Source organism: Bradyrhizobium sp. LA2.1 (assembly GCF_040547725.1).
In the GTDB taxonomy this organism is placed as follows: Bacteria; Pseudomonadota; Alphaproteobacteria; order Rhizobiales; family Xanthobacteraceae; genus Bradyrhizobium; species Bradyrhizobium barranii.
The window spans coordinates 120,452-141,737 of sequence record NZ_JBEPQI010000012.1 but is presented as its reverse complement, the minus strand read 5'-3'; the positions used below and the strand labels follow the sequence as shown (position 1 = coordinate 141,737).

Sequence of the window (21,286 nt, the reverse complement as noted above, 5' to 3'; positions counted from 1 at the left end):
CGATTGGCGGCGCAGCCGGACCATCCCGGACCGCGGTGTTGAGTTGAGGCAAAAAGAGGTCCTCATCGTTCATAGACGAAGGCTGACGTGCCGAGGCCCGAGCGGTAAACATCCCAGTTCGGACGTTGCCTTGGTAGGTGTGGCTGGCGTGTTGATCGTTGGGATGTCGCCGGTGGAAATGTCGGCACTGCGAGTGACTGTCGGTCGGGTACGGGCTTCGGGCGGTGTGGCGGGAGCCTTAATCGCGAAGCTCGCGAAAACGTTGGCAATGGCCTGTTCGTGGCCCGAGGCGTTCGCATTTGCTGCTTGCAAGCGGGTTTCGAACAATCTGCCGAGGCCCGCGATGTGCTTGCAGGCGTTGAAAGTCGTGGTGGTCGTCAGCCCCGCCTCTTTCATGTCCTCAGCATCGAGCTGAGCGAGACCGGTCCGGACCGGCTGGCCAGTGGCGATGGCCTCGGCCGCGAGCTGGATCGCTTCGTCACGGTCACTTGCCTGAATCGGAACTGGTTTGCGCGCCTGAACTGTGATGAGCAGCGGCTCGAACGAACTCGCCTGCCGCACAATCGTCGTCAGCGGCCGCACCAAGTCCGGCGTCGGGGCGCACTGTTCGACCAGAGCTACGAAGGCAGCTGGATCCATTGCTGAAAGCCTCTTTATATTTTGGGGAGCTGGAGACGCGACGCTATGCCGCGAGCGCCGTGTTTGACGGAACATCAATTGCCGGCTTCGAAACCTTGCCGGCCGCCCGGATCTCCCCGAGGGCCTCATCGGAGACTGGCAACAGCCCAGCGACGGCCGTGGTGGCTCCGATTTGACGGGGTGTGCCGAGGCGATCCAGATGCCATCCGGCCCGGCGCAGGATTCGCTCCATGCGCACGTCAGTGACGGTTGCGATGGCCAGCAGGCCGCGCTGCTGGCCCCATTCGATCATGGCCGCAAAAAGCAGGAACGTCGCTTCCCGCAAGCCGTTCTCGGCTGTCGCAGCGACGGTTTTGGTGTCAACGCAAAAGCGCGAGCTCTCCCAGATTCTGGCTGCTCTGGGCGCCGCGTGGCCATCCAGCAACACCGGGAACGTGTCGGCCAGCATGTTGCGCCCAGTGGTGGGCAGCAGGCGAACACAACCGACAACCGCGCGCTGCTCGATCACCAAAAGATAAGTCGGCTTGAGTGCGTCGTACTGGTCGATCTCCAATCCGCCTGCGACAGAGACGTCCCAGTCGAGCCGCTCCTTGAACACGCGCCCTCGCAGACGATGCATTCCCATTGTCAGGTCGGAGTCCTGCAGGAGTGCCGTACGTGTGCGCACAATGACCTTCATTCTAAACCTCCCGCTTACGAATCACAGCTTCGAGATCAAGAAAGCAGGCGCGGTCACAGCGTTGCGCTGTCAGTTCTGACAGGGCGTTTTGGAATCGTTCTTGCCGCAAAGCTGCCGCAAGGCGGCAATACATGCCCCACACGTAGCGCGCGAATGTTGCGCGGTTGTCGCTTTTGGGGACCAGAATAGTTCTAAAGGGGTGTGATGAAAGAAGTCAAAAGAGCATGCGATGAGTTTGTCGATTGTCTTCACTCTGCCCATACGGAAGATGATTTTAGACGCGTCGCGGAACGAACCGCGCATGCATTGGGCTTTCGCTGGTTCGCCTACTTTGGCCACCGCGCGAATGGTCCCCAACTGATCTCATCGTATCCGAAGAGTTGGACCAGCCACTATTTTCGGGAAGGATACGACAACATCGATCCCGTTCTTCAGGACCCGCGAAACACAAGCCGGATGTTCCTGTGGGATGGACGTGAGGCGCGAAGCGCAAAGTCGGCGAAAGAACGCCGTCTGTTTGACGACGCGCTCAGCTTCAAGATCAGGACCGGTCTGACCGTTCGCATTCCCGCAAGCCAAAATCAGTTTGCAGCGTTCACGCTGGCGGTGGACGATCGCAGCCTTGGACTCGACCGTTTCATCGAGACTTCGCGGGACATGTTGGAAAGGATGGGCCTCACCTATCATGCGCATGTGAACGCCGCCAGAATCGGACGCACGCCCGCCGATGGTCAGCAGGGAAGCCCGCTGACTCAGCGCGAGCGGCAGTGTCTCGCGTGGATCTCTGATGGCAAGACGATGCAGGACATTGCCGACCTTCTAGGGGTTTCGTCGCGTGGGGTGAAGTATCATCTGGACAATGCCAGGCGAAATCTTGCTGCACTGACCCTTCCACACGCTGTGGCTCTCGCGTTTCGGCAAGGATTGCTCCCATAGTCGGGCGACCGCCGTCCAGTGCGGCCAACTTGCCATGCACTCGTGGTTTGGCCAGGATGAGCTTGCCAGGAGAGTGCAAGCGGTCGCGTCGAACGAAGTCAACGCTACATCATTTGCGGCATTCAGCCAGAAATGGATGGTTGCTCGCAATTCGTCATAGCCATGTCTTTGCGGAACCTTCGGCTGGGCAATTGGCCGTCGCCCTGCGGCCGGGCTGTTGGCCCGCTGAAGCCCCGCAAGCGGGTCTCCCCAGCCTGGCGCGGAAACCGCTGCCGCAGTGATGAAAGTTGCCGTGTGGTGCATCGCGAGATGACCGATTGCCTTTCGCTGCCTATCCGAGCAAGGGGGCATAGCCACACATGGCGCCCGATCGAGAAGCCAACCTCGCTCGCTCGGCTGAAGTATTTCTCTCCGAAGGCAAAGGTCACACGTTCGAATCGTGTCGGGTGCGCCAGCTTTCCTTTGTTTTACAACGCGATATGCAGACCCAGCCTCGGACTTCAGTTCTGGTTCATTCGCGCGAGTAAGCAGTTGGGAGTAACACGCGCCTAATTTAGCGCTCGCAATGCAGGTCGGTCCAGTTCACCGAGAGGAAGTTGTTCGGGCTAGGTCAGGATAGCGGGAGCTAGCGAGACATCCACAACGACCGCTTCGCGCCGATACTGTTGAAAAACGAAACCCGAACGACATCGAAACCGCGCGAATGTCCACTCTTGGCCGTCTCTAACGCTAAAGCGCTCTTCAGCGCTGGTACGAAGGCTGGTGGCCGTCTTGGTGTGAAACGATGTGGGCCCAGGTCCCTGGATGCGAAATGCATCGGCGGCCCTGAGAAATTTCGTTTGTCGCCAAATAGACTGTTTCAACAATATCCGCCAGAAGCGCTCCTTCGCGGACTCACCTTATTAGCTTCCGGCGGCTGCGTTGGTCGACATTGACCGGGCCTTCAGGAGAAGCGCGAAAAGCATAAAATGTACACACAGAAGAAGGGGCACATATACGGTCGGAATGTAAAACGTGGCGCCCAGTGCCGAGGGGTGAAAGTCTTCATCAAAGAGGCCTTGGTAGAATGCAAATAGAAGATCGCCCGCTCCCCACAGGTTGAAGAGCCAGAGCGCGGCGTATCCGGCCGGTCTCCGCAGGAGCATTAGGGCCACCCCAGCGAGTACAACTGCAAACAAGTCGCCGAAAGCACCGGGCGCCGCGAAGGCTCTGGGCAATGAGCCCGCGACACCAGGAACAAGGAAAGACGCCCCAACGAAGCGAAATACATTGAGATAAAGCAGCGGCGTGGCCGCGTCGGGCAATGAGCGGGATCGGACAAATGGCCAAATGTAGCGGGAGCAAACCGCTCCCCAAGCTACAAAGCTGAACGCGACGCTGATTCCGAAAATCATAAGGTCGGTCATGAGATTCATCCAATGAATGACTTCAATGTGACTAGAAAGCAACCCTGGTCCGCATCGCAAACGCGTTGAACTTCTAACCTGCATCTCCAAAGTTCGTCGCACTTAGGGGCCATACATCGACCGCCAACTTAAGCGCGACGTGATAAGGCTCATTCGTGATGAACGGCCTGGTAGAATTAGAGGCGCGAGCGTGATGGCCGCGATTCGCCTTGGCCCCGCAACCACGCTCCTTAGCGAAGCCGGACCCCTGTCTACGATGCCGTGCTTATTCAGCCGCGCTCGAAGGCGCGACCGGTGCGAACGCATGTGCGTTCTTCTGCACGAATTCCCGAACGCTCATCGGACGTATGCCGGTCAGCCTTTCGACATCATTGCTGAACCGATCGTACCGGTTGTCCTGATGTAGTTCCGCCATGGTCGCCACGTGCGCAACGACATGAAGCGGCATTCCGAAGGTGGCGAGTTGCCCCTTCATGACCTCAAGTGGAACGTTGACGTACGAGATCGTGCGACCAAGCGCGACCGAGAACTCGCGTGCAACCGCGTCCATGTCCTGCGAAACCGGGCCGGTCAGATGGTAGGCCTGGCCGATATGCTCGGCGGGCTCACTCAAGATCTCGGCGATCACCCGAGCGACATCGGCTGCAGCGATGGCTGAGTTCTTGCCCCTACCAAAGGGCGCCATGATTTTGTCCTGCATGGAGACGGTTTTCGCGGTTTGAAGCAGTAGCCCTTCCATGAAGGCCGTTGGTCGTACTTCCACCACTGGCAGCCCGGACCAGGATAATATCTGCTCCGCCAACCAATGCTGCTTTTGCTGTGGGCTAGGGGTCGTATTGAAAATGTCCATCTCGTTGACGGTCATCTGGGAGAGATTGACGAACGCCTTTACGCCGCGGTGCTTCGCGACGACGGCGACGTTGACAGCCGCTTCGAGATAGGTCGGCGCGACCGACATTGCGAAGCAGAGACGTTCGCACCCTTCGATCGCCCGATGTACCGCCATAAGATCAAGCAGATCGCCAACCACGACTTCTGCACCGAGCGCGCGCAACCTTGTGGCCCGCTCGTCGTCCACACGAACCTGCGCTCGTACCCGGAACCCACGGGCGAGAAGCAGCTCCGTCACGCAGCGGCCCACCGAGCCGATCCGTCCAGCCGCCCCGGTCACCAGAATCGGAAGTTCGTGTTGTGCCTTGCTCATCTTTCGCCTCACTCAGAATGAATATGCTTTGCCGCGCGACGTATCCGCTTTTGCCGCCGGTCGATCGGCAGGAGGATTTCGTCCCCGTCATCCTTTGAGGAAGGCCAGCAGGTCTGCGTTCACTTGATCGGCGTGGGTGACGCACATGCCATGTGGAGCACCGGCATATTCCTTCAGGCTCGCGTTTGGCAGGATCTTCACCGAACGCCGGGACGCGATGTCGATAGGAACGATCTGATCGTCATTACCCTGCAGCAGCAGGGTTGGGATCGTCATCTTCTTGAGATCATCCGTAAAATCGGTCTCGGAGAAGGCCTTGATGCAGTCATGCTCGCCTTGGAGGCTCCCCATCATGCCCTGAAGCCAGAAAGAGTCTATCTGGCCTTGCGAAACCTTTGCATTGGGACGGTTATAGCCAAAGAACGGCATTGCCAGTTCTTTGAAGAACCCCGCCCGATCGGCAAGCAGGCTCGCGCGCAGACCGTCGAAGACGCTCATCGGCGCGCTGTTAGGGTTGGTGGGCGTCTGCGCCATATGGGGAGGTACCGCGGAAATCAGGACTGCTTTCGATACACGCGATGTGCCATGGCGGCCGATATAGCGCGCCACCTCGCCTCCACCGGTCGAATGGCCGATCATCGTCGCACCCTTGACGTCGAGCGTCTCGAGTAGTGTGGCGAGATCGTCGGCATAGGTATCCATGTAGTTGCCGGTCCAGGTCTGATCCGATCGACCATGGCTGCGTCGATCATGAGCAATAACGCGGTAGCCGTGGTTCGCCAGGAACAGCATCTGGGCGTCCCAGGCGTCTGCGGTGAGCGGCCAGCCATGGGAGAAGGTTACGACCGGACCGGCACCCCAGTCCTTGAAGTAGATCTTCGCGCCGTCTTTCATTGTCGCGGTCGTCATGAGCTTTGATCCTTTGTGAGCAGGTTGGTGGGCTGGCGGCCTGGCGACCTTCGTCGCGTCCGCGAGCGCCGCTTTCGGGAGGCCGAGCGCGGCGACGAGACCGCCGCCAGTGAGAAGAAGATGCCGGCGTGAAGTCATGAGGTAGCTGCCACTACCAGACGCGAGTCGACTTCTTCCAGCCGATCGGCCGGGTCTAGGGATTTCAGCGCTGGATGCGCGTTGCGCTCATGCACATGGGACTTCGGCGTACGGTCGATCAGGAGGCTGAGCAGTTCCGGGCGGCTGTAGTGACCGCGCGAGTCCATCAGGCGCTTGCGCTTGTCGATAGCCCAGAAATCGAGATCGGCGATGACCTCGCCTTCGCCCGATCGCAGCGGCGCGCCCATCAATGCGCCCTCTGGAGAGACGATCGCGGTGAAGCAGCCGCTAGAGATCGGCTCGATGCTGCAGCCGGTATCCTTCATGATCTGAGCTTGCTGCTCAGCGTTCAGCCAGGCGGTCGCACAGACCACGAAACACCCGGCCTCCAGTGCGTGCTGGCGAATATTGACTGAAATCTGCTCGGAGAAACCGTCACCGGCGAACGAGCCAGGATACATAGCGGAGTGAATCTGCTCGCCGTCGGCCATCAAGGCGTAGCGGGCCAGCGGGTTGTAATGCTCCCAGCAGGCCAGTTGACCGATGCGCCCTATGGCGCTGTCGACACAGCGCAGCCCGGAGCCATCGCCCTGACCCCAGACCATGCGTTCATGATAGGTCGGAGAAATCTTGCGACGGTGCTGGATGAGTGTGCCGTCGGCATCGAACAGGAGTTGCGCGTTATAGATCGTGCCGCCATCGCGCTCGTTGACGCCGACGGAGACGACCATGCCGGCTTGCTTTGCGGCCTCACCGATAGCCCTGGTGGCGTCAGACGGCACGGTCACAGCCTGATCGAGCAACTTGTAGTGCTCCGCGCCCATAAGGTAGGGCGCTTCGACGAAGGAAAAATAGGGGTAGTAAGGAATGACCGTTTCCGGGAAGGTCGCGAACTGGACGCCTTGGCGCCCAAGCTCGATGATTTTCTTGACCACTTTGCCAACAGTGCCTTCCCGGCTGTAGAGAACGGGACTGATCTGCACGGCCGCGGCTTTGACAACAGGCATCGTGGCGGGTCCTTTTTGGCGGGTTGTTGATGTAATCTTTGGTCCCCGACATGGCTTCACCATACCCCGGTCGACCTCAATCGGTTGGCGATGGAACCTGGAGCGCCACCAAGCTCACAACGAAACCCGCGGATCGCTTTGCGAACCCGGAGGTTCGGCGATGAGCATGGCGAGCGGCGCAAGCGGCCCGAGAGCGATCAACTCGAATTCCATCATTCCGGCGACGCCGAGTGGAAGCTTCTCCAGGAGTTCGTGCGCCTCTGCCGTGCTGGTGGCGTTCACGATGAAGACGACGCCGCGGCCCTCTGTCTGGGAGAACCACTGCTCGATTTTTCCAGCGAGATGATTGCGAACCGTGGCGCGAACCTCATGGGGGCGGACCGAGGCGATCGCCTCGGGTGTGCCCTTCGCCGTGACCGAGCCGATCGCCAGGATCTTGGTTGTCGGAGCGACAACGGCGGCGAGCGCGGGCAATATCTCGGCATGGACGCGCGGATTCTTGACGTCAGGCATTTTACTGCTTGCTCTCGGCATATCGGTAGGGGGACCACGAACGACTTCGCAGTATCCGTAAAAAGCATCCGAAGCGGAGCGATCGGGTAGTCACGAAGCTACGAATGCGGTCTGACGGAGTCTGGGGCGCTACCAAGTTCCCAACGCGGTTTGCGGATCGCATCACGAACGCGGAGGCTCACGGATGAGCATGGCGAGCGGCGCAAGCGGGCCGAGAGCGATCAGCTCGAATTCCATCATGCCGGCCACACCAAGAGGAAGCTTCTCTAGGAGTTCGTGCGCTTCCGCAGTGCTGGTCGCGTTCACGATGAAGACGACGCCGTAGCCCTCCGTCTGGAAGAACCACTGCTCGATCTTTCCAGCGAGATGATTGCGGACCGTCGCACGAACCTCATGGGGCAGGACCGGTGCGATTGCCGCGGGCGTGCCCTTGGCCGTGACCGACCCGATCGCCAGGATCTTGGTCGTCGGAACGACGACGGCGGCAAGCGCGGGCAGTATCTCGGCATGAACGCGCGGATTCTTGTTGTCGGGCATTTTGCTAATTCCTTTTGATAGATTGGTCCGGAGCGCCGCGAACTACTTCGCAGGCTCGGTCAAAAGCACGCGAAGCGGCGCGATCGGGCCGAGCGGGATGATCTGGAATTCCATCATCCCCGCCTGGCCGAAAGGAAACCTGCCCAGCAGTTCCAGAGCCTCCTTCGGATCGGTGACGTTCATCATGAACACGACACCGCTCTGGTCCTGCTTGAGGTACCATTGGTCGATTCTCCCAGCGAGATAGAGCCGTACGGTGTCGCGCACTTCAGAAGGAAGGAGCGGCTTCCACTGGTCCGGCGTCCCTTTGGCTGTGAAGGTCCGATCGCCAGCAGCTTGGTGGTCGGTACGTCAAGGCCCGAAGATGGTGCCGACTGAGCGGACGAAGTGGCCGGGCTGATCGCTACGAACATCGCGACGAGGGCGCCGAAGCAGGCGAGCCTGGTCATGCGGGTCGCGTTCACAGCGAGCTTGTCGAGGACGCGGCTCATGACAGCATCGCCTTCGCCACTTGCGCGGGCTCGTCGGCCTGCAGCCAATGACCTGCCGGTATGACGGTGAGGGACGCATTCTTGAGCTGAGACTGGCGCCGCTCGGCCATGGCGGCGGAGAAGTAAGGATCGTACCGTCCCCAGATCAGCTTGACTGGAATATCCAGCGTCTTGAGCGCCGTCAGATGCTTTGCGTTTCGGGCATGTTCATCGAAGAATTCCGCCGCCAACTGGACGAAGGCAGGACCGGCGCCAGGTTGGACGATAAAGTTGTCGCTGATCAGCGGACCGATGAACGCGCTGAAATGGGACTTTTGCGCCTCGGGCAAAGAATCCAGGAATTTCTTCTGCTGCCATCTCAGCAGCCAGCCAAACTGTTCGGGGCTCTGGGCGATCGCCATGGCCAGGGGCTGCATGCTCCGGGTCGCGAACAGCGTGATCATCTCGGGCCAAAGAACCGTGGAGTCCTCGCTATAGGCCGAGTTGAGCATGATCGCGGAATCGACACCGTCCGAATGGGTGAGCGCGTAGTTGAGCGCCGCCATCCCCGAGGAATCGTGAGCGACCGGGACGATCGTCCCCAGACCCAGACCCTCGACCACCGCTTCAAGGTCGCCAAGTTGCTGCTTAAAGCTATAGACGGTGCCGGCGGGCTTGTCGGAGGCGCCAAAGCCCAAAAAATCGAACGTCACCACGCGCCGCCCGCTGGCGACCAAGTGCGGAATCAGGTCGTCCCAGATGTGCAGATTGTCGGGGAAGCCGTGCATGAGTACGAAGGCCGGGCCAGAACCCGCATAATCTCGAGCGTAGACTTTTCCTTCGCCCCTAGAAATGCGATGCTCGACGAAGGCGGCGTGATCGGAAGACATGCATCATCCTTTCTTCCTCACGGAAGCGCTGACATGGGTGTCGCTTAGCGGCGAGGAGCCAGTGCGAGATTTGTTGCTCGGACTCTAGCGATTACGGCGGGGCTGACGTAGGTCGTTCTTGCCACCATTCGTGCCACAGGAGCGAAAATGCATCGGGTCGGTTTCATCGTGCCGCAACGGTTTCAGCTGATGAGCCTTGCGGCTCTGACGGCATTCGAAATCGTCAATCTGCCTCCCGCCGACCAGCGCTACGACATCCATTTGTTGTCAGAGCATGGCGGTCCGGTTCGGTCTTCGTCAGGAATGACGCTGCAAACCGAGGCGTTCGGAGATCCCGCCTTCGACACAGTTATCGTGGGTTCGATCACCGAGATGGACATGCCTTCGTCCGATGCGAGCATGATCGCGTTCGTGCAGGAGGCAGCCAAAGCATCCAGGCGGATCGCCTCGATCTGCAGCGGCGCGTTTGTGCTGGCTGAAGCGGGCCTTCTGAATGGTCGACGCGCGACGATGCATTGGGCTCATGCAGATAGTTTCAGGGCTCGGTTCCCGGATGTCAGGGCGGAGGAGGACCGCATCTACATCAATGACGGACCGGTCTGGACTTCGGCGGGAATGACCGCGGGGATCGACCTCGTTCTGGCGTTGATCGATAATGATCTCGGTCCCGAAGCCGCGAAAATGGTCGCTAGGCTTCTGGTCATGAACCAGCGTCGGATGGGTGGACAAAAACAGCATTCCGCACTCCTTGATATGACGCCGAAGTCCGATCGCATCGAATTGGTCCTGGCGCACATCCGCCAAAATTTGCAGAACCCATTGACGATCGAAGAGCTTGCGGCGGTCGCCAACCTGAGCCCCCGCCAGTTCAGCCGCGCCTTTCTGGCTGAGACCGGCCAGTCACCAGCAAAAGCCGTGGAGCGGCTCCGGCTGGAGGCCGCTAGGTTCATGATCGAAGAGGGACGGCACACGGTTAACGTCGTGGCGCGGGAAACGGGCTTTGTGGACCGAGAACGCATGCGGCGCGCGTTCCTCCGGACCTTCGGCGTGCCACCGGAGATATTGCGCAGGAACGCTCGACGGGAGGCGGTGGCGGCTGCCTGACTTGGGCTATAAAAAATGTAGGCTTGAGTCTGGCTCTCAATGCGGGGCCGAACGGCGCTCTCGGCCATCCGGCCCGTGCGTGAGCATCCGGGTTCGACAGCAGAGCATGCCTCCTGGATGATACCCGTCTGGACTATCATCCACATTTCGGACAGTAGGAGCAGCCATGCATCGGGTAGGTCTCATTGTCCCGCACGACTTCCAGCTCTTGAGTCTTGCGCCCATGACGGCATTCGAAATGACGGGATTCGGGCTTGCGAAGCCGCCTCCGGCCGATACCCACTATGACCTCCATCTGTTGTCAGAGCACGGCGGTCCCGTTCGATCTTCCTGTGGTTTGACCGTTGACACCGAAGCATTCGGCGATCCGGCTTTTGATACAATTATTGTCGGCGCGATCACCGCGTTCGAAATGGCCCCATCGAGCGCAAACTTGATTGCCTTCGTGCAAGAAGCTGCGAGGGCGTTGAGGCGCACCGCTTCATTTTGCAACGGGGCGTTTGTTCTCGCTGAAGCCGGACTTCTTGATGGTCGCCGTGCGACAACGCATTGGATTCAAGCGGCAAGTTTCAAGGCTCGGTTTCCGGATGTCAGGATGGAGGAGGACCGGATCGACATCAATGACGGTCCGATCTGGACGTCGGCTGGAATGACCGCAGGAATCGACCTTGTCCTAGCGATGATCGATAAGGACCTGGGTCCCGAAGTTGCGAAGGTCGCTGCCAAGCTTATGGTCATTAATCAACGTCGGATGGGCGGACAAACACAGCATTCCGCTCTCCTCGACATGACGCCGAAATCCGATCGCATAGAATTGGTCGTGGCGTACATCCGTCAAAATCTGCGGAATCCGCTCACAATCGAGGAGCTTGCGGCCGTCGCCAACCTCAGCCCTCGTCAGTTCAGCCGCTCTTTTCTGGCCGAGACGGGTCAGCCCCCGGCGAAGGCTGTCGAGCGACTTCGGCTGGAAGCTGCCAGGTTCATGATGGAGGAAGGGCGGCACACGGTTAACGTCGTAGCGCAGGAAGCGGGTTTTGCTGACCGCGAACGCATGCGGCGGGCGTTTCTCCGGGCCTTCGGTGTGCCCCCGGAGGTGTTGCGCAGGATTGCTCGACGGGAGGCGGTGGCGACTGCCTGACTTTGGGTCTGGCCGAGGTTTTCTGTCAGGATTGGCATCTACGGAGCGCATTCTCTTTGGGGATAAGTCGCCTGCAACCCCACTAAGCGCCGATTATACCTAGGCGGCCAAGCGGCGATCCTCTTCGCCGTCTTCGTGGTCGCCGTTGGATGCCTTCTTTAAGAAGCGGGCCAGCGCGGCTTTTCGTGAATCGCGGTCCAACGCGTAGGCGGTTTGCTTGAATTCGATGCCGTCAAGGAGCCCCTGAATATAGCCCGAGATGGTGTCCGCAGCCATGATGAGCGCGGTGTCAAGCGTATGGATGTACTTGCTCGTCACCGAACCTTTGGCATGACCGACCAGAGCCGCGATGGTCACCTCGGTAAAGCCGAGATCGTTGGCCATGCTCGCGAAGCTGTGACGGAGGACGTGCGGCGTCACATCGGATAGCGGGGAGTCCTTGAAGATATGCTTCCAATGGCTCGGGAAACTGCCGAACGCGTTGTCCTCGCCCTGCCCCGGGAAAACAAATGTGCCGACATGGTCGGTGCGACGCTGCTCGAGATATTCGACGACAGGCAATCCTACGGGGCGGATCGATTCACCTTCCTTACTGTCCTCCAGTCGCAAACAACTCGCCTCGGTATCAGCCTCCGTCCATTTCAAGCCGATCATTTCGCTTCGCCGGGAGCCGGTCAGCGCAATCTGACGGACAATGTCCCCGATCGTGGTGTATTTCTGCTGCTTGGCGGCGTCGCGGAGCATCCGACCGAGTATTCGATACTCCGCCTCCGATAGTCGACGCTTTCGCACATTGTCCTTTGGCTTGCGGATACCATGGGCCGGGTTGCTCTCGATGATCCCTGCTTCGACGGCGTAGGTAAGGATGCCGCCGAGAAGGCCCACGGTACGCGTGGCCGTTCCAGCGCCGCCCCGGACGATGGCCTTGCCGCGCAGCTTCTTAGTCTTGACCGACACCCGGGTCTTTCCGGCCATGATGTCCTTGAGGACCTTGTTGATGTCGGTCTTGGTGAGATCCTTGACCCGCCTGGTTCCTAGGAGCGGAATGATGTGCCGCTCAATGCGGCCCGTGTCTGTGGTGATCGTTGAGGCCTTCTTCGGTCGCCCGCCTTTCCCAAGGATGAGGCCGGCCTGCAGATCCGCGAGATAGCGGGTGCACAGCTCCCTCACAGTGATCGCCTTGTGATCGAGTTGGCGATCTTCGACGGGATCATCACCCCCAGCGACCCGGCCGAGTTGCACCCTTGCCTCTCGGCGTGCCGTCTCTGGTGCCCAGGCTCCGTGAAGCCCAATTGTGTATCGACGAGACCGACCTCTCGATCGATACTGGATGACGTAGCTGCGCTTTCCGGAGCTAAAAACCCGGAGTCCAAAGCCCGGTAGCTCGTCGTCCCAGATGAGGTAGTCCTTCTCTCGGGCATCCGCCGCCTCGACAACCCTCTTCGTGATCTGACCATGACGTTCCTTCGTTCCAGGCGCGATCTCCCAAGTAAGCAACGCGTAAGCAGGCGGGAGAAAATCGGTGCGGGGTTTCGGATAGGAACGTCGCTGTTGTTGTTGAGAATACCCAGTTGCTTCAGGTGGATAGCGTAGCATAGCGTGCCCTATCGCATTTTTCGGATGGGTACGTTATCTTGCTCCGAAGGCAGAGGTCACACGTTCGAACCGTGTCGGGCGCACGATGACCTGACGCCCTTTCCACCGGGAATGGGCAAAGCGGAGAAGCGAGTATTTACGCGATGGCTATTTCCGGCCCGATGCACCGCGGCCGGGCCGAACTCTTCGATCACGCCATCGGATGACGCGCGTTGTTGGTCAGCAAGAAATCAGATGGTCCGGTTGTATGTGCTGCCGGACATTACAGACGGCCAAAGCCCGCCTGAAACGTCATCCAGCGAGCTGTCGCCGAGCGCATCCTTATGCGAGTTTGACGAGATCTTTTGCTCGCTCACTTGCTGCCCAGTCGGAGCGCTGTTCGCTTGTTGATGCAACTTGTCGTCCGTCATCAAATGCTCCTTTGCTTGGTGCGCTTGAGGGGGAAAGGTACCGTTGGATTCGTTTGCGAGCGATACGGCAGATGTCGTACTTCGTCGTCGGTAAGCGGGAAATTCCGAAAGGCCCTGCCTCGACCTCAGGATTTGGCACCCTTCATCGCGACCTGCTCGACAAACTTGAGCAGACGGTCAAATCGCTCGCCTGCCACCGACACCTGATCGAGGACGCCAGGATCAAGCTCATCCTTCAGGCGTATCGCTTCGTCACCCAGTCCATGGTCCTGCTCGCCGTAGGCCATCCTGCGCTCGGTGGCCCGCAGGCGATCCGACAGCAGGATTGCGAGAGCGCGATAAAATCGGCTGGCGAACGCGTGGTCTCCCGCGAGCTTCCGGAGCAGGATTTTCTTGTCGAGAAAAAGGGCGACGGAATCGATCTTCGCAGCAACCGTGGCCGAGGGCGGCACCGAATCGACCAGCGACATCTCGCCAATGAAGTCACCGGCCTCGAGCTGGGCGATCTCACCGGCGCCGGACACGCTCACGCCCATCCTTCCCTGCAACAGCAGGACCATCGCGTCGATCGGCACGCCCTCCCGGATCAAGACTTCCTGTCGTCCAATTCCGCGGCGGAAGCCGGTACGCGCCATCCAGTCGATGTCGGAATCATTCAGCACGCCAAATATGAAGAGGACCTTGCGCATATCGGCTCCCTAAGCCAGTTGACGTTCTGCGAAATCCGTAAACAGGCCCGGCTGCGCCATCAGCTCGGCAAAGGTGCCGGTCTGTACGATCCTCCCACCACCCAGGACGACAATCCGGTCCGCCGACTGAACGGTGCTGAGCCGGTGTGCGATGACGATGCGAGTCAGATTGAGCCGCGATATCGAATCGCTGACAACGGCCTGGGTCGGATTGTCGAGCGCGCTGGTCGCCTCATCCATCAGCAGGAGCTTCGGTCCGTGGGCAAGCGCCCGCGCGATCAGCAGTCGCTGGCGTTGACCGCCCGAAAGCGTGCTGATGCCTTCGGCAATGATCGTTTGCATGCCCATGGGCATGGTTTCGATGTCGGCATCGAGTCCCGCCAGCCGTGCAATCTCCCAGGCGCGGTCAATCGACAGTTGAGCTCCGCCGCAGATGTTGTCATAGATGCTGCCGGATGCGAGCCTGGAATTCTGCAGCACGACACCGGCCTTCCGACGCAGCAGTCCAATGTCGATAGTCTCGAGTGACTTACCGTCGACAAAAATTACGCCCGCTTGAGGCTTCTCGAAGCCGAGCAGCAGACGGAAAAGTGTCGATTTCCCGCTTCCCGACGGGCCGACAATGGCGAGGTACTCGCCTGCGCCGATGCTGAGGCTGATGTCGTCGAGAATCGGCGGCCCGTCGCCACCATAGCGGAACGACACATTGGCGAACTCGATCGCGCCGCTGATGTCGCCGACCGATTTCCGGTCGTCGCTGATTTCAGTCGCCGTCGAGATGATCGGCCGGAGCCGCTCGATCCTCGGGATGGCGACCAGCAGTTCGCCGACGGCCTGCGCCCACTCGCCGACCGCAGCGAGCGACAGGCCGAATGCCGCATAGAACGCGAGGAAGGTGCCGAGGTCGTGCTTGAGGCCAGACACATTCTCAGCCACCGCAAAGATCAGCAGCGTCGCCAATGGCGGAAATGCCGCTTCGAGGCTCTTCTGCAGATTTCGCGCGCGCTGCGACGTGACGAAATTGCGCTTCTGTTCGGCGAAGCGCTCGACCCAGATGGCCAGCGCGTGCATGGTCGCATTGGCGATCCGCAGTTTTCCGACGCCGGTGATAAACTGCAGAACCAATCCCTCCAGCAGTCCCTGCAGATGAAGGCTCTCGCGTTCATGCGACAGCCGGGCCAGACTGATCGCCACCACGATTGCGACGCGCAGCACGGCGAGTGCAGCAGCCAACATGCCAAGCCTGACATCGAGGTACAGCATCACGGCAAAACTGAAGAAGCAGGGTACCAGGGCCAAGCATCCGCGAATGACGCGGCCGGTGACGATCGTGCGCACGGCTTCGATCCCAAGCGCGCGGTCGCCGAGATCGCCGACGGAAAAGTCGCGGAAGAACGCGACCGGCATCCGCAGCAGACGGTCGACGACCGCCGCCTGAAACGCCCAATCCAGCCGGCTCTCGAGCCGGAGCATGGCGATCCCCTGCATCATCTGAAATCCGCCGGCGACCAAAGTCACGACAATGAGCGCGATGGTGCAGATCAGGAGCTGGTCGGCTTCCGCGCGCGGCAGCACGGAATCGATCAGAAGCTTGGTGACCAGGGGCGGCGCCAGCGCGAGAAGGCCGAGGGACAAGGCCGCCCGCATGATGCGCAGGAGATCGGCCCGAACCATCGCGGCGCCGAATGTGAAGAGATCGCGAACCATCAGGGCCCGCGACGGCAGCGGCCGATAGAACGTCACGGCTTCGGGAGCCAGCTCGGATGCGGTCGCCCGCGTCAGGTCGCGGCGCGTGCCGGCACCGGGATCGACGATGATGTGGCGACCGCTTGGCCCCGGCAGGACCGCGACAGCCCGTCGGTCTTCGCCGAGAAACGCAACGAACGGACCGGCGCTGTTTGTCCACCACTCCGCTCGCAGCAACAGGCGCCGGCTCCGCACCCGCGACGCCCTTGCGATGATCGTTGCGTTCGCGAGATCGTCGCTTCCGGACAGCATGCTGGCCGGAGCTTCGAGCGATATGCCCATGGCATCTCCGACCTTCCGGCAGGCGGCAAGCAGATGGCTGGCGCCAACCGTGCCGGACTGCGATCCGGCTTCGGCGGCGATGATCCCGGCAAGACGACCAACAACGCTTCTGGTCCGCATCCGGTTGAGATTCGAACGCTGGCGCAGGCGCTCGGCCTCCGCGACGGCGTCCTCGTCGATCCTGCGACGCAGGCTCTCCATCACGCGTACATGGAATCGATCGAGGCCGGCCCATATCTCGGCAAGCGGAAACGCCCCGCTCTCCCGCACCGTCAGGGTGGCCTCCTCACGGGCGACGATCCACGTTCCCGGCGGCATCGGCACGGGGACGTCTGAGGCATCGCTCTCCGGCATCGCCATCACGCCGATGGTCCCGCGCTCGATCCCAATCCAGCCGACCCGCCGGCCGGACAACCGGAGAAACTCCGTCGACGCCAGGGTGTATTGCGATCCGATCGCGGCCTGCTGCACGAGTGCTCCTGCAGGGGAGGCTGCGATGAGTCCTGCGACCTGCGCAGTCCATGCGTCGATCCTGTCCCGATCCGCAAAACGGCCGCGACGACCGATCACGATCTCCGTCTCGAGACCGCCAACCGCAATAGCGGCAAGCGAATTGCTGCTCGCATCGCAGATACCGGGCAGGCCGAAAACGACGCCGCCCTGCTCGACCCGAAACAGATGATGCCGCCGGCTCGGCTCGCCCGCGGCAGTCTCCCTCACCGCAAAAATGTCGACATAGCCACGCACGACGTGAAGGACGCGATCGACGTCATCGATCGGTAGCGGTCGATGGCTCTCGAGCGCCACCGGGGCGGACGAGGCGACTTCGCTCAAGGGCGGGATTTCGAGATGTGGAGGCTGATACGCACTGTTCATTCGGCCGATACCAGCTGGACATATTCGCCGCCCTCGGCAAGCAGCTCCTGATGCGTCCCCCGCTGCACGACCCGCCCGTTGTTCATCACCAGGATCTCGTCACAGTCGCGAATCGTGCTGAGCCGGTGGGCGACGATGATGCAGGTACAGCCCCTGCGCCGGAGATTATCGTCGATTGCCTTTTCGACGATCGGATCCAGCGCTGAAGTCGCCTCGTCGAGCACGATCACGGAAGGATTGCCCACCAGCGCCCGCGCGATTTCAAGCCGTTGTCGCTGGCCGCCGCTGAAATTCCTGCCGTCCTCGGCAATCTGGCAATCGTAATTGCCGGCGCGGACAGCGACTTCCTCATGGATCACCGCATCTTTCAGCGCGCGCGACACGCTGGCTTCGGGCACGGTGTCGTCCCAGAGCGTGAGGTTATCGCGGGCGGTCGCTTCGAACAGCAGGATCTCCTGATCGACATAGGCGACCGAGTTGGTGAAGATCTCCTGGGGAATCTCCGCAAGTGGCCAGCCGTCGATGCAGATGTCGCCGGACCACGGCCGGTAGAGCCCGCTGATCAACCGTCCGATCGTGGATTTGCCGCTGCCAGATGACCCGATCAGGGCCACCCGGCGGCCGGGCTCGACGACCAGCGAGAAATCCTCAATCAGCGGCGGCTCGAGCGCGGAATAGCCGAACGAAATATCCTTGAGCTCGACCCGGCCCGAGAGCTTCGGCGGCATGCCTGCCGGCGCGTGCTCAATCGGCACCAAGGGACGGGCGGGATAGTTGAAGACGTCCTCGATCCGGAACAAATTGCCCTTGATGGTAAGGAACGCAGTGGTCTGCTGTACGAGCGCGTTGACCGGCTCGACCAGGCTCGCAAGCAGCGCCTGCAGCGCGACGAGGCCGCCGATGGTCAATGCGCCATCGACTATCCGTAAGCCGCCCACGCCCAGCACGACCGCGATGGTCAATCCAGTCAGGAAGATCGGGCAGGCGTCCAGGAAAGTCGAGTAGACGCCGAGATCGCGCTCGGCGTTCAGGACTTTTGCCTGAAATCCCGCCCAGCGCGCGAAGGCGTCATCCTCCAGACCGCCGGCCTTGATGGTTTCGATCGTGCGGATGATCTCGATGGTGCTTCCGTTCAGCTTGGCCCGTTCGATGACGAGCTTGCGGTTGAGGTTCTCGCGCTGGCGCGCAACCAGCCTGAGAACGACGACATTGAGCAGAGCCATGGCGACGCTGATCGCGGCCAGAAGGCCGTCGTAGAACGCCATCGTGATGGCGATGAAGATGACCGAGACCAGATTCAGCGCATTGGCGGCCACACCGTTCGAAAGGAGCTGGGCGATCTGTTCGCTGGCAGCGACGCGGTTGGCGAGATCGCCCGAATGCCGTTGAGTGAAGAACTCCATCGGAAGGGTCAGGACGTGCCAGATCAACCGGCTGACCATCGTCACCGTGAGCTTGGTCTGGATGCGCAGGAGCAACGATTGTTGAAACGCGGTCATCAGCGCCCGCGCCAGCGCGGTGATCCCCATGCCGATCAATAAAGGCGTGAACCAGCCCTCGGCGCGCTTGATCAACACGTCATCGACAAAGATCTTCGCGAATGCCGGGACCAGTATGGCAGGCACCACGAGCGCCATGCTGAGTGCAACCAGCAGCACCACCGCCCCGAATGAATTCGACAGTTGCCGCAGCAGCAGCGGAAAGAAATCGGGCTCGCGGCCGCCTGCCTTGAACCCGGGACCCGGCTCCATCGCCAGGACCACGCCGGTGAAGGCTGCGTCAAATTCCTCGTGGCCGACCTTGCGACGCCCGACGGAAGGGTCGTTGACATAGGCGCAATCCGAATCCAGCTTTTCCAGTACCACGAAATGATTGAAGTTCCAGTGGATGATCGAGGGCATCGGCAGCTCATGCAGCGTCGCCGGCTCCTTCCTGAAACCTTTTGCGGTCAATCCGAACTGTCGCGCAGCCTTCAGCACATTGCTGGCCTTGCTGCCGTCCCGCGAAACGCCACAGGCTTCGCGCAGCTTTTCCAGCGGCACCCAAAGACCGTGATAGGCCAGAATCATCGCGAGCGAGGCTGCGCCGCATTCCAGTGCTTCCATCTGGAACACCGTGGGGGTGACCCGGCGCCGTCGCATGCGGCCGATCTTGTTGCCGAGGCGATCGAGCAAACCCGGCCGGTTGTCAGCTTGATGCGATAACCCGGTCATGCGCTGGTATTCCTAGCCACCAATGCCACTAAGCCGCTTCATCAGCGGGATCACCAGATCGATCGGCGGTTGCTCGCGCGTCGTGACTTCGGCGCGGGTCAACGTGCCGCTCGAGAGCAGGATCGGCGGCCCCTTGCCGGAGGTCCAGCGATACCCGCTGGCGGTAGAAGGATCGCGCTCCAGGGTCACCTTCGCCGCATAGGGCGCGCCGTCCTGCGAAAAGCGCTTCACCAGCGCGTCGTTGTGCAGGTCCGCCAACATGCCCTGCGGCGTCACAGGGAAATCCGAGACCGTCACCACCCTGCCGACAATCGCGCCGTATTCTTCCCGCTTGACGGTGGTCGGCTCGACACGAACCTCCATACCCGGCCTGATGTTCTTGCCGCGGTCCGGCGGCATATAGACGGTCGCCTCCAGAACCTGGCCCGCGGTCTCGATTTCCACGATCGGCATCCCCGTTGTCAGCACGGCGCCGCCGGATACCTTGACCTCGACGACGCGGCCATCAGCGGGGCTGACGATCCGCGACCCCCGCTCCAGGTCGGCTGCAATCTGCTCGACCGTCCGCCTTGCATCGTTCACCTTGAATTCCGACTGCAGCCGATCGCGCTCACGCTGGCTCTGCAGATCCAGCCGCTGCGCGTTGAGCTTGAGGATGTCGTTCTTCGCGTCGGTGATGCGCTCCCGCGCATTGTTGAGCTCGACCCGGCGGTCCTCGAGATATCTGCGCGTGACGGTTCCGTTTGCCGCGGCAGGCTCGAGCTTGGCCACCTCGTCTGTGAGATAGGCGGTGCGCCGCTCGGCGGCCGCAATCACGTTGGCAAGGCCGGCTTCCTGAGCCGCATAATTCGCAAGCTTGGCATCGATCTCGCGCGAGATCGCCCCGGTGAGCTCGGCATGCTCGCGCTCGCGCTCGCGCAGGACGTCCCTCGCCTGCTGAAGCCGCTGCTCGGTCTCGGTCTGCGCGACCCGGGCAATCACCTGATCACGGCGGACCTCGTCGCCGATACCGACGTCGAGCGAGGCTAGCCTTCCACTGACCGCGGACACGGCGTCGACCAGGCGACCACCGCTGCTCAACAAAATGCCATCGCCGGACACGCGGGTCGGAATGCGGCCCAGCACGCTCCAGGCGAGCAGCACGGCAAGACCCAGCGCCAGCGCCGCTGCGGCCATCCAGTCGAACGGGCGCGTGACGCCGACGACATGATCGAGCTGTTCGGGATTCGAAAGCCGCTCGATGGCCGCGTCCCGAAAGATTCGCTCCGTCCCCCGCTTCACACAGGCTCCCGCAAATGCCGAACCCACTTCGGCTGGGCTCAAGTTGAGCCGGAATGCTTTCATCTTTTCAAGCAGGATATCGCCTGCCCGCGCTGGCAAATTCTTTGACCGCGCGCTTTTTGAAACCCAAACCTTCAGCTCGCAGCCTGGCATTCGTGCAGCCACGCCGAACTCGCTCATATCGGGCCACGCGAACAGCTTTTCGACATCGTCCGCTCGCTTTGGCCGCAGCCCGCCGCGTCATACGAAGCACAATGCCTGATTGGCAGGCATGGCTGTCTCGAGGCGGTCAAATGCCGCCGCCGCAATGGCGCACCAAAGGCAAAATGACCGACGCCCCGCGCGCGGGACCATCGGTCATCGCAAAGGCTCGGCAATATCCAAGCCGGTCACGCTATGAACCCTGAGGTCAGATAGTCGGAGGGACGACCGTGGTTTTAGTGGTGCTGCTCGGCCAAGCGCCCCCTGCTACATCGTCTAGGGAGCCCTCGCCGAGTGCATCCTTGTCAGACGTCGACGAGATCGTGTTCGCGGCGCCGTCCTTGGGCCTCTCACCAGGCTGGGCCTGCCCTGTCGGATTCGTGTCCTGCCCGTTGGTCATATTCAATCTCCATGTTTCATCC

The 21,286-nt window shown here is 61.0% G+C and carries 19 protein-coding genes; 3 read left to right on the top strand and 16 right to left on the bottom strand.

Features of this window, described 5'->3' with window-relative positions; genetic code table 11:
• Positions 1–69 precede the first annotated feature (69 nt).
• Positions 70–639 carry a lysozyme family protein gene (locus ABIB95_RS24015; RefSeq protein ID WP_354242609.1) on the bottom strand — a complete coding sequence of 190 codons (570 nt, stop codon included), beginning with the start codon at positions 637–639 and terminating at the stop codon, positions 70–72.
• Positions 640–682: 43 nt separating this feature from the next.
• Positions 683–1,318 (bottom strand): acyl-homoserine-lactone synthase, encoded by a 636-nt coding sequence (locus ABIB95_RS24010; RefSeq protein WP_354242606.1) that lies wholly within the window; start codon positions 1,316–1,318, stop codon positions 683–685.
• Between the two features lie 204 nt (positions 1,319–1,522).
• Between ABIB95_RS24010 and ABIB95_RS24005 the strand changes: the two genes are divergently transcribed.
• Positions 1,523–2,254, top strand: a complete 732-nt coding sequence (locus ABIB95_RS24005) for an autoinducer binding domain-containing protein (protein ID WP_247314897.1) — start codon at positions 1,523–1,525, stop codon at positions 2,252–2,254.
• A gap of 902 nt (positions 2,255–3,156) precedes the next feature.
• On the opposite strand, the gene ABIB95_RS24000 is transcribed toward ABIB95_RS24005, so the two are convergent.
• The 8 genes from ABIB95_RS24000 to ABIB95_RS23965 all read right to left on the bottom strand — a co-directional run bounded on the left by ABIB95_RS24000 (position 3,157) and on the right by ABIB95_RS23965 (position 9,328).
• Positions 3,157–3,660, bottom strand: a complete 504-nt coding sequence (locus tag ABIB95_RS24000) for a DUF8737 domain-containing protein (RefSeq protein ID WP_354242603.1) — start codon at positions 3,658–3,660, stop codon at positions 3,157–3,159.
• A 265-nt stretch (positions 3,661–3,925) separates the two neighbouring features.
• The gene (locus ABIB95_RS23995) at positions 3,926–4,864 is read right to left on the bottom strand and encodes an NmrA family NAD(P)-binding protein (protein WP_247314895.1); all 939 of its coding nucleotides are present in this window, start codon (positions 4,862–4,864) and stop codon (positions 3,926–3,928) included.
• 87 nt (positions 4,865–4,951) lie between these two features.
• Positions 4,952–5,773 carry an alpha/beta fold hydrolase gene (locus ABIB95_RS23990; protein ID WP_247314893.1) on the bottom strand — a complete coding sequence of 274 codons (822 nt, stop codon included), beginning with the start codon at positions 5,771–5,773 and terminating at the stop codon, positions 4,952–4,954.
• A gap of 134 nt (positions 5,774–5,907) precedes the next feature.
• Positions 5,908–6,918 (bottom strand): nitrilase-related carbon-nitrogen hydrolase, encoded by a 1,011-nt coding sequence (locus ABIB95_RS23985; RefSeq protein WP_354116254.1) that lies wholly within the window; start codon positions 6,916–6,918, stop codon positions 5,908–5,910.
• 114 nt (positions 6,919–7,032) lie between these two features.
• Entirely contained in the window at positions 7,033–7,431 is a 399-nt protein-coding gene (locus ABIB95_RS23980) for a hypothetical protein (protein WP_354121848.1), read from the bottom strand.
• A 162-nt stretch (positions 7,432–7,593) separates the two neighbouring features.
• Positions 7,594–7,968, bottom strand: a complete 375-nt coding sequence (locus ABIB95_RS23975) for a hypothetical protein (protein ID WP_354242599.1) — start codon at positions 7,966–7,968, stop codon at positions 7,594–7,596.
• A gap of 42 nt (positions 7,969–8,010) precedes the next feature.
• Positions 8,011–8,154, bottom strand: a complete 144-nt coding sequence (locus ABIB95_RS23970) for a hypothetical protein (RefSeq protein WP_247314888.1) — start codon at positions 8,152–8,154, stop codon at positions 8,011–8,013.
• A 301-nt stretch (positions 8,155–8,455) separates the two neighbouring features.
• Entirely contained in the window at positions 8,456–9,328 is an 873-nt protein-coding gene (locus ABIB95_RS23965) for an alpha/beta fold hydrolase (RefSeq protein WP_354242596.1), read from the bottom strand.
• A 147-nt stretch (positions 9,329–9,475) separates the two neighbouring features.
• Here ABIB95_RS23965 and ABIB95_RS23960 point away from each other — a divergent pair, with 147 nt between their 5' ends.
• Positions 9,476–10,432 (top strand): GlxA family transcriptional regulator, encoded by a 957-nt coding sequence (locus ABIB95_RS23960; protein WP_354242593.1) that lies wholly within the window; start codon positions 9,476–9,478, stop codon positions 10,430–10,432.
• 166 nt (positions 10,433–10,598) lie between these two features.
• Entirely contained in the window at positions 10,599–11,570 is a 972-nt protein-coding gene (locus ABIB95_RS23955) for a GlxA family transcriptional regulator (RefSeq protein ID WP_354242590.1), read from the top strand.
• Positions 11,571–11,669: 99 nt separating this feature from the next.
• Here the strand turns inward: ABIB95_RS23955 and ABIB95_RS23950 are convergent, their stop codons facing one another.
• From ABIB95_RS23950 to ABIB95_RS23925, 6 genes are all read right to left on the bottom strand, one after another.
• Entirely contained in the window at positions 11,670–13,052 is a 1,383-nt protein-coding gene (locus ABIB95_RS23950) for a tyrosine-type recombinase/integrase (protein WP_354242745.1), read from the bottom strand.
• A 344-nt stretch (positions 13,053–13,396) separates the two neighbouring features.
• Positions 13,397–13,576 (bottom strand): hypothetical protein, encoded by a 180-nt coding sequence (locus ABIB95_RS23945; protein WP_247314882.1) that lies wholly within the window; start codon positions 13,574–13,576, stop codon positions 13,397–13,399.
• Positions 13,577–13,701: 125 nt separating this feature from the next.
• Positions 13,702–14,211 (bottom strand): cyclic nucleotide-binding domain-containing protein, encoded by a 510-nt coding sequence (locus tag ABIB95_RS23940; RefSeq protein ID WP_247314881.1) that lies wholly within the window; start codon positions 14,209–14,211, stop codon positions 13,702–13,704.
• A gap of 63 nt (positions 14,212–14,274) precedes the next feature.
• Positions 14,275–17,127, bottom strand: a complete 2,853-nt coding sequence (locus ABIB95_RS23935) for an NHLP bacteriocin export ABC transporter permease/ATPase subunit (RefSeq protein WP_354242587.1) — start codon at positions 17,125–17,127, stop codon at positions 14,275–14,277.
• Positions 17,128–17,165: 38 nt separating this feature from the next.
• On the bottom strand, positions 17,166–19,382 hold the full coding sequence (locus ABIB95_RS23930) for an NHLP family bacteriocin export ABC transporter peptidase/permease/ATPase subunit (protein ID WP_354242584.1): 2,217 nt from the start codon (positions 19,380–19,382) through the stop codon (positions 17,166–17,168).
• 12 nt (positions 19,383–19,394) lie between these two features.
• Positions 19,395–20,663 carry an NHLP bacteriocin system secretion protein gene (locus tag ABIB95_RS23925; protein ID WP_354121853.1) on the bottom strand — a complete coding sequence of 423 codons (1,269 nt, stop codon included), beginning with the start codon at positions 20,661–20,663 and terminating at the stop codon, positions 19,395–19,397.
• Between the last annotated feature and the right edge of the window lie 623 nt (positions 20,664–21,286).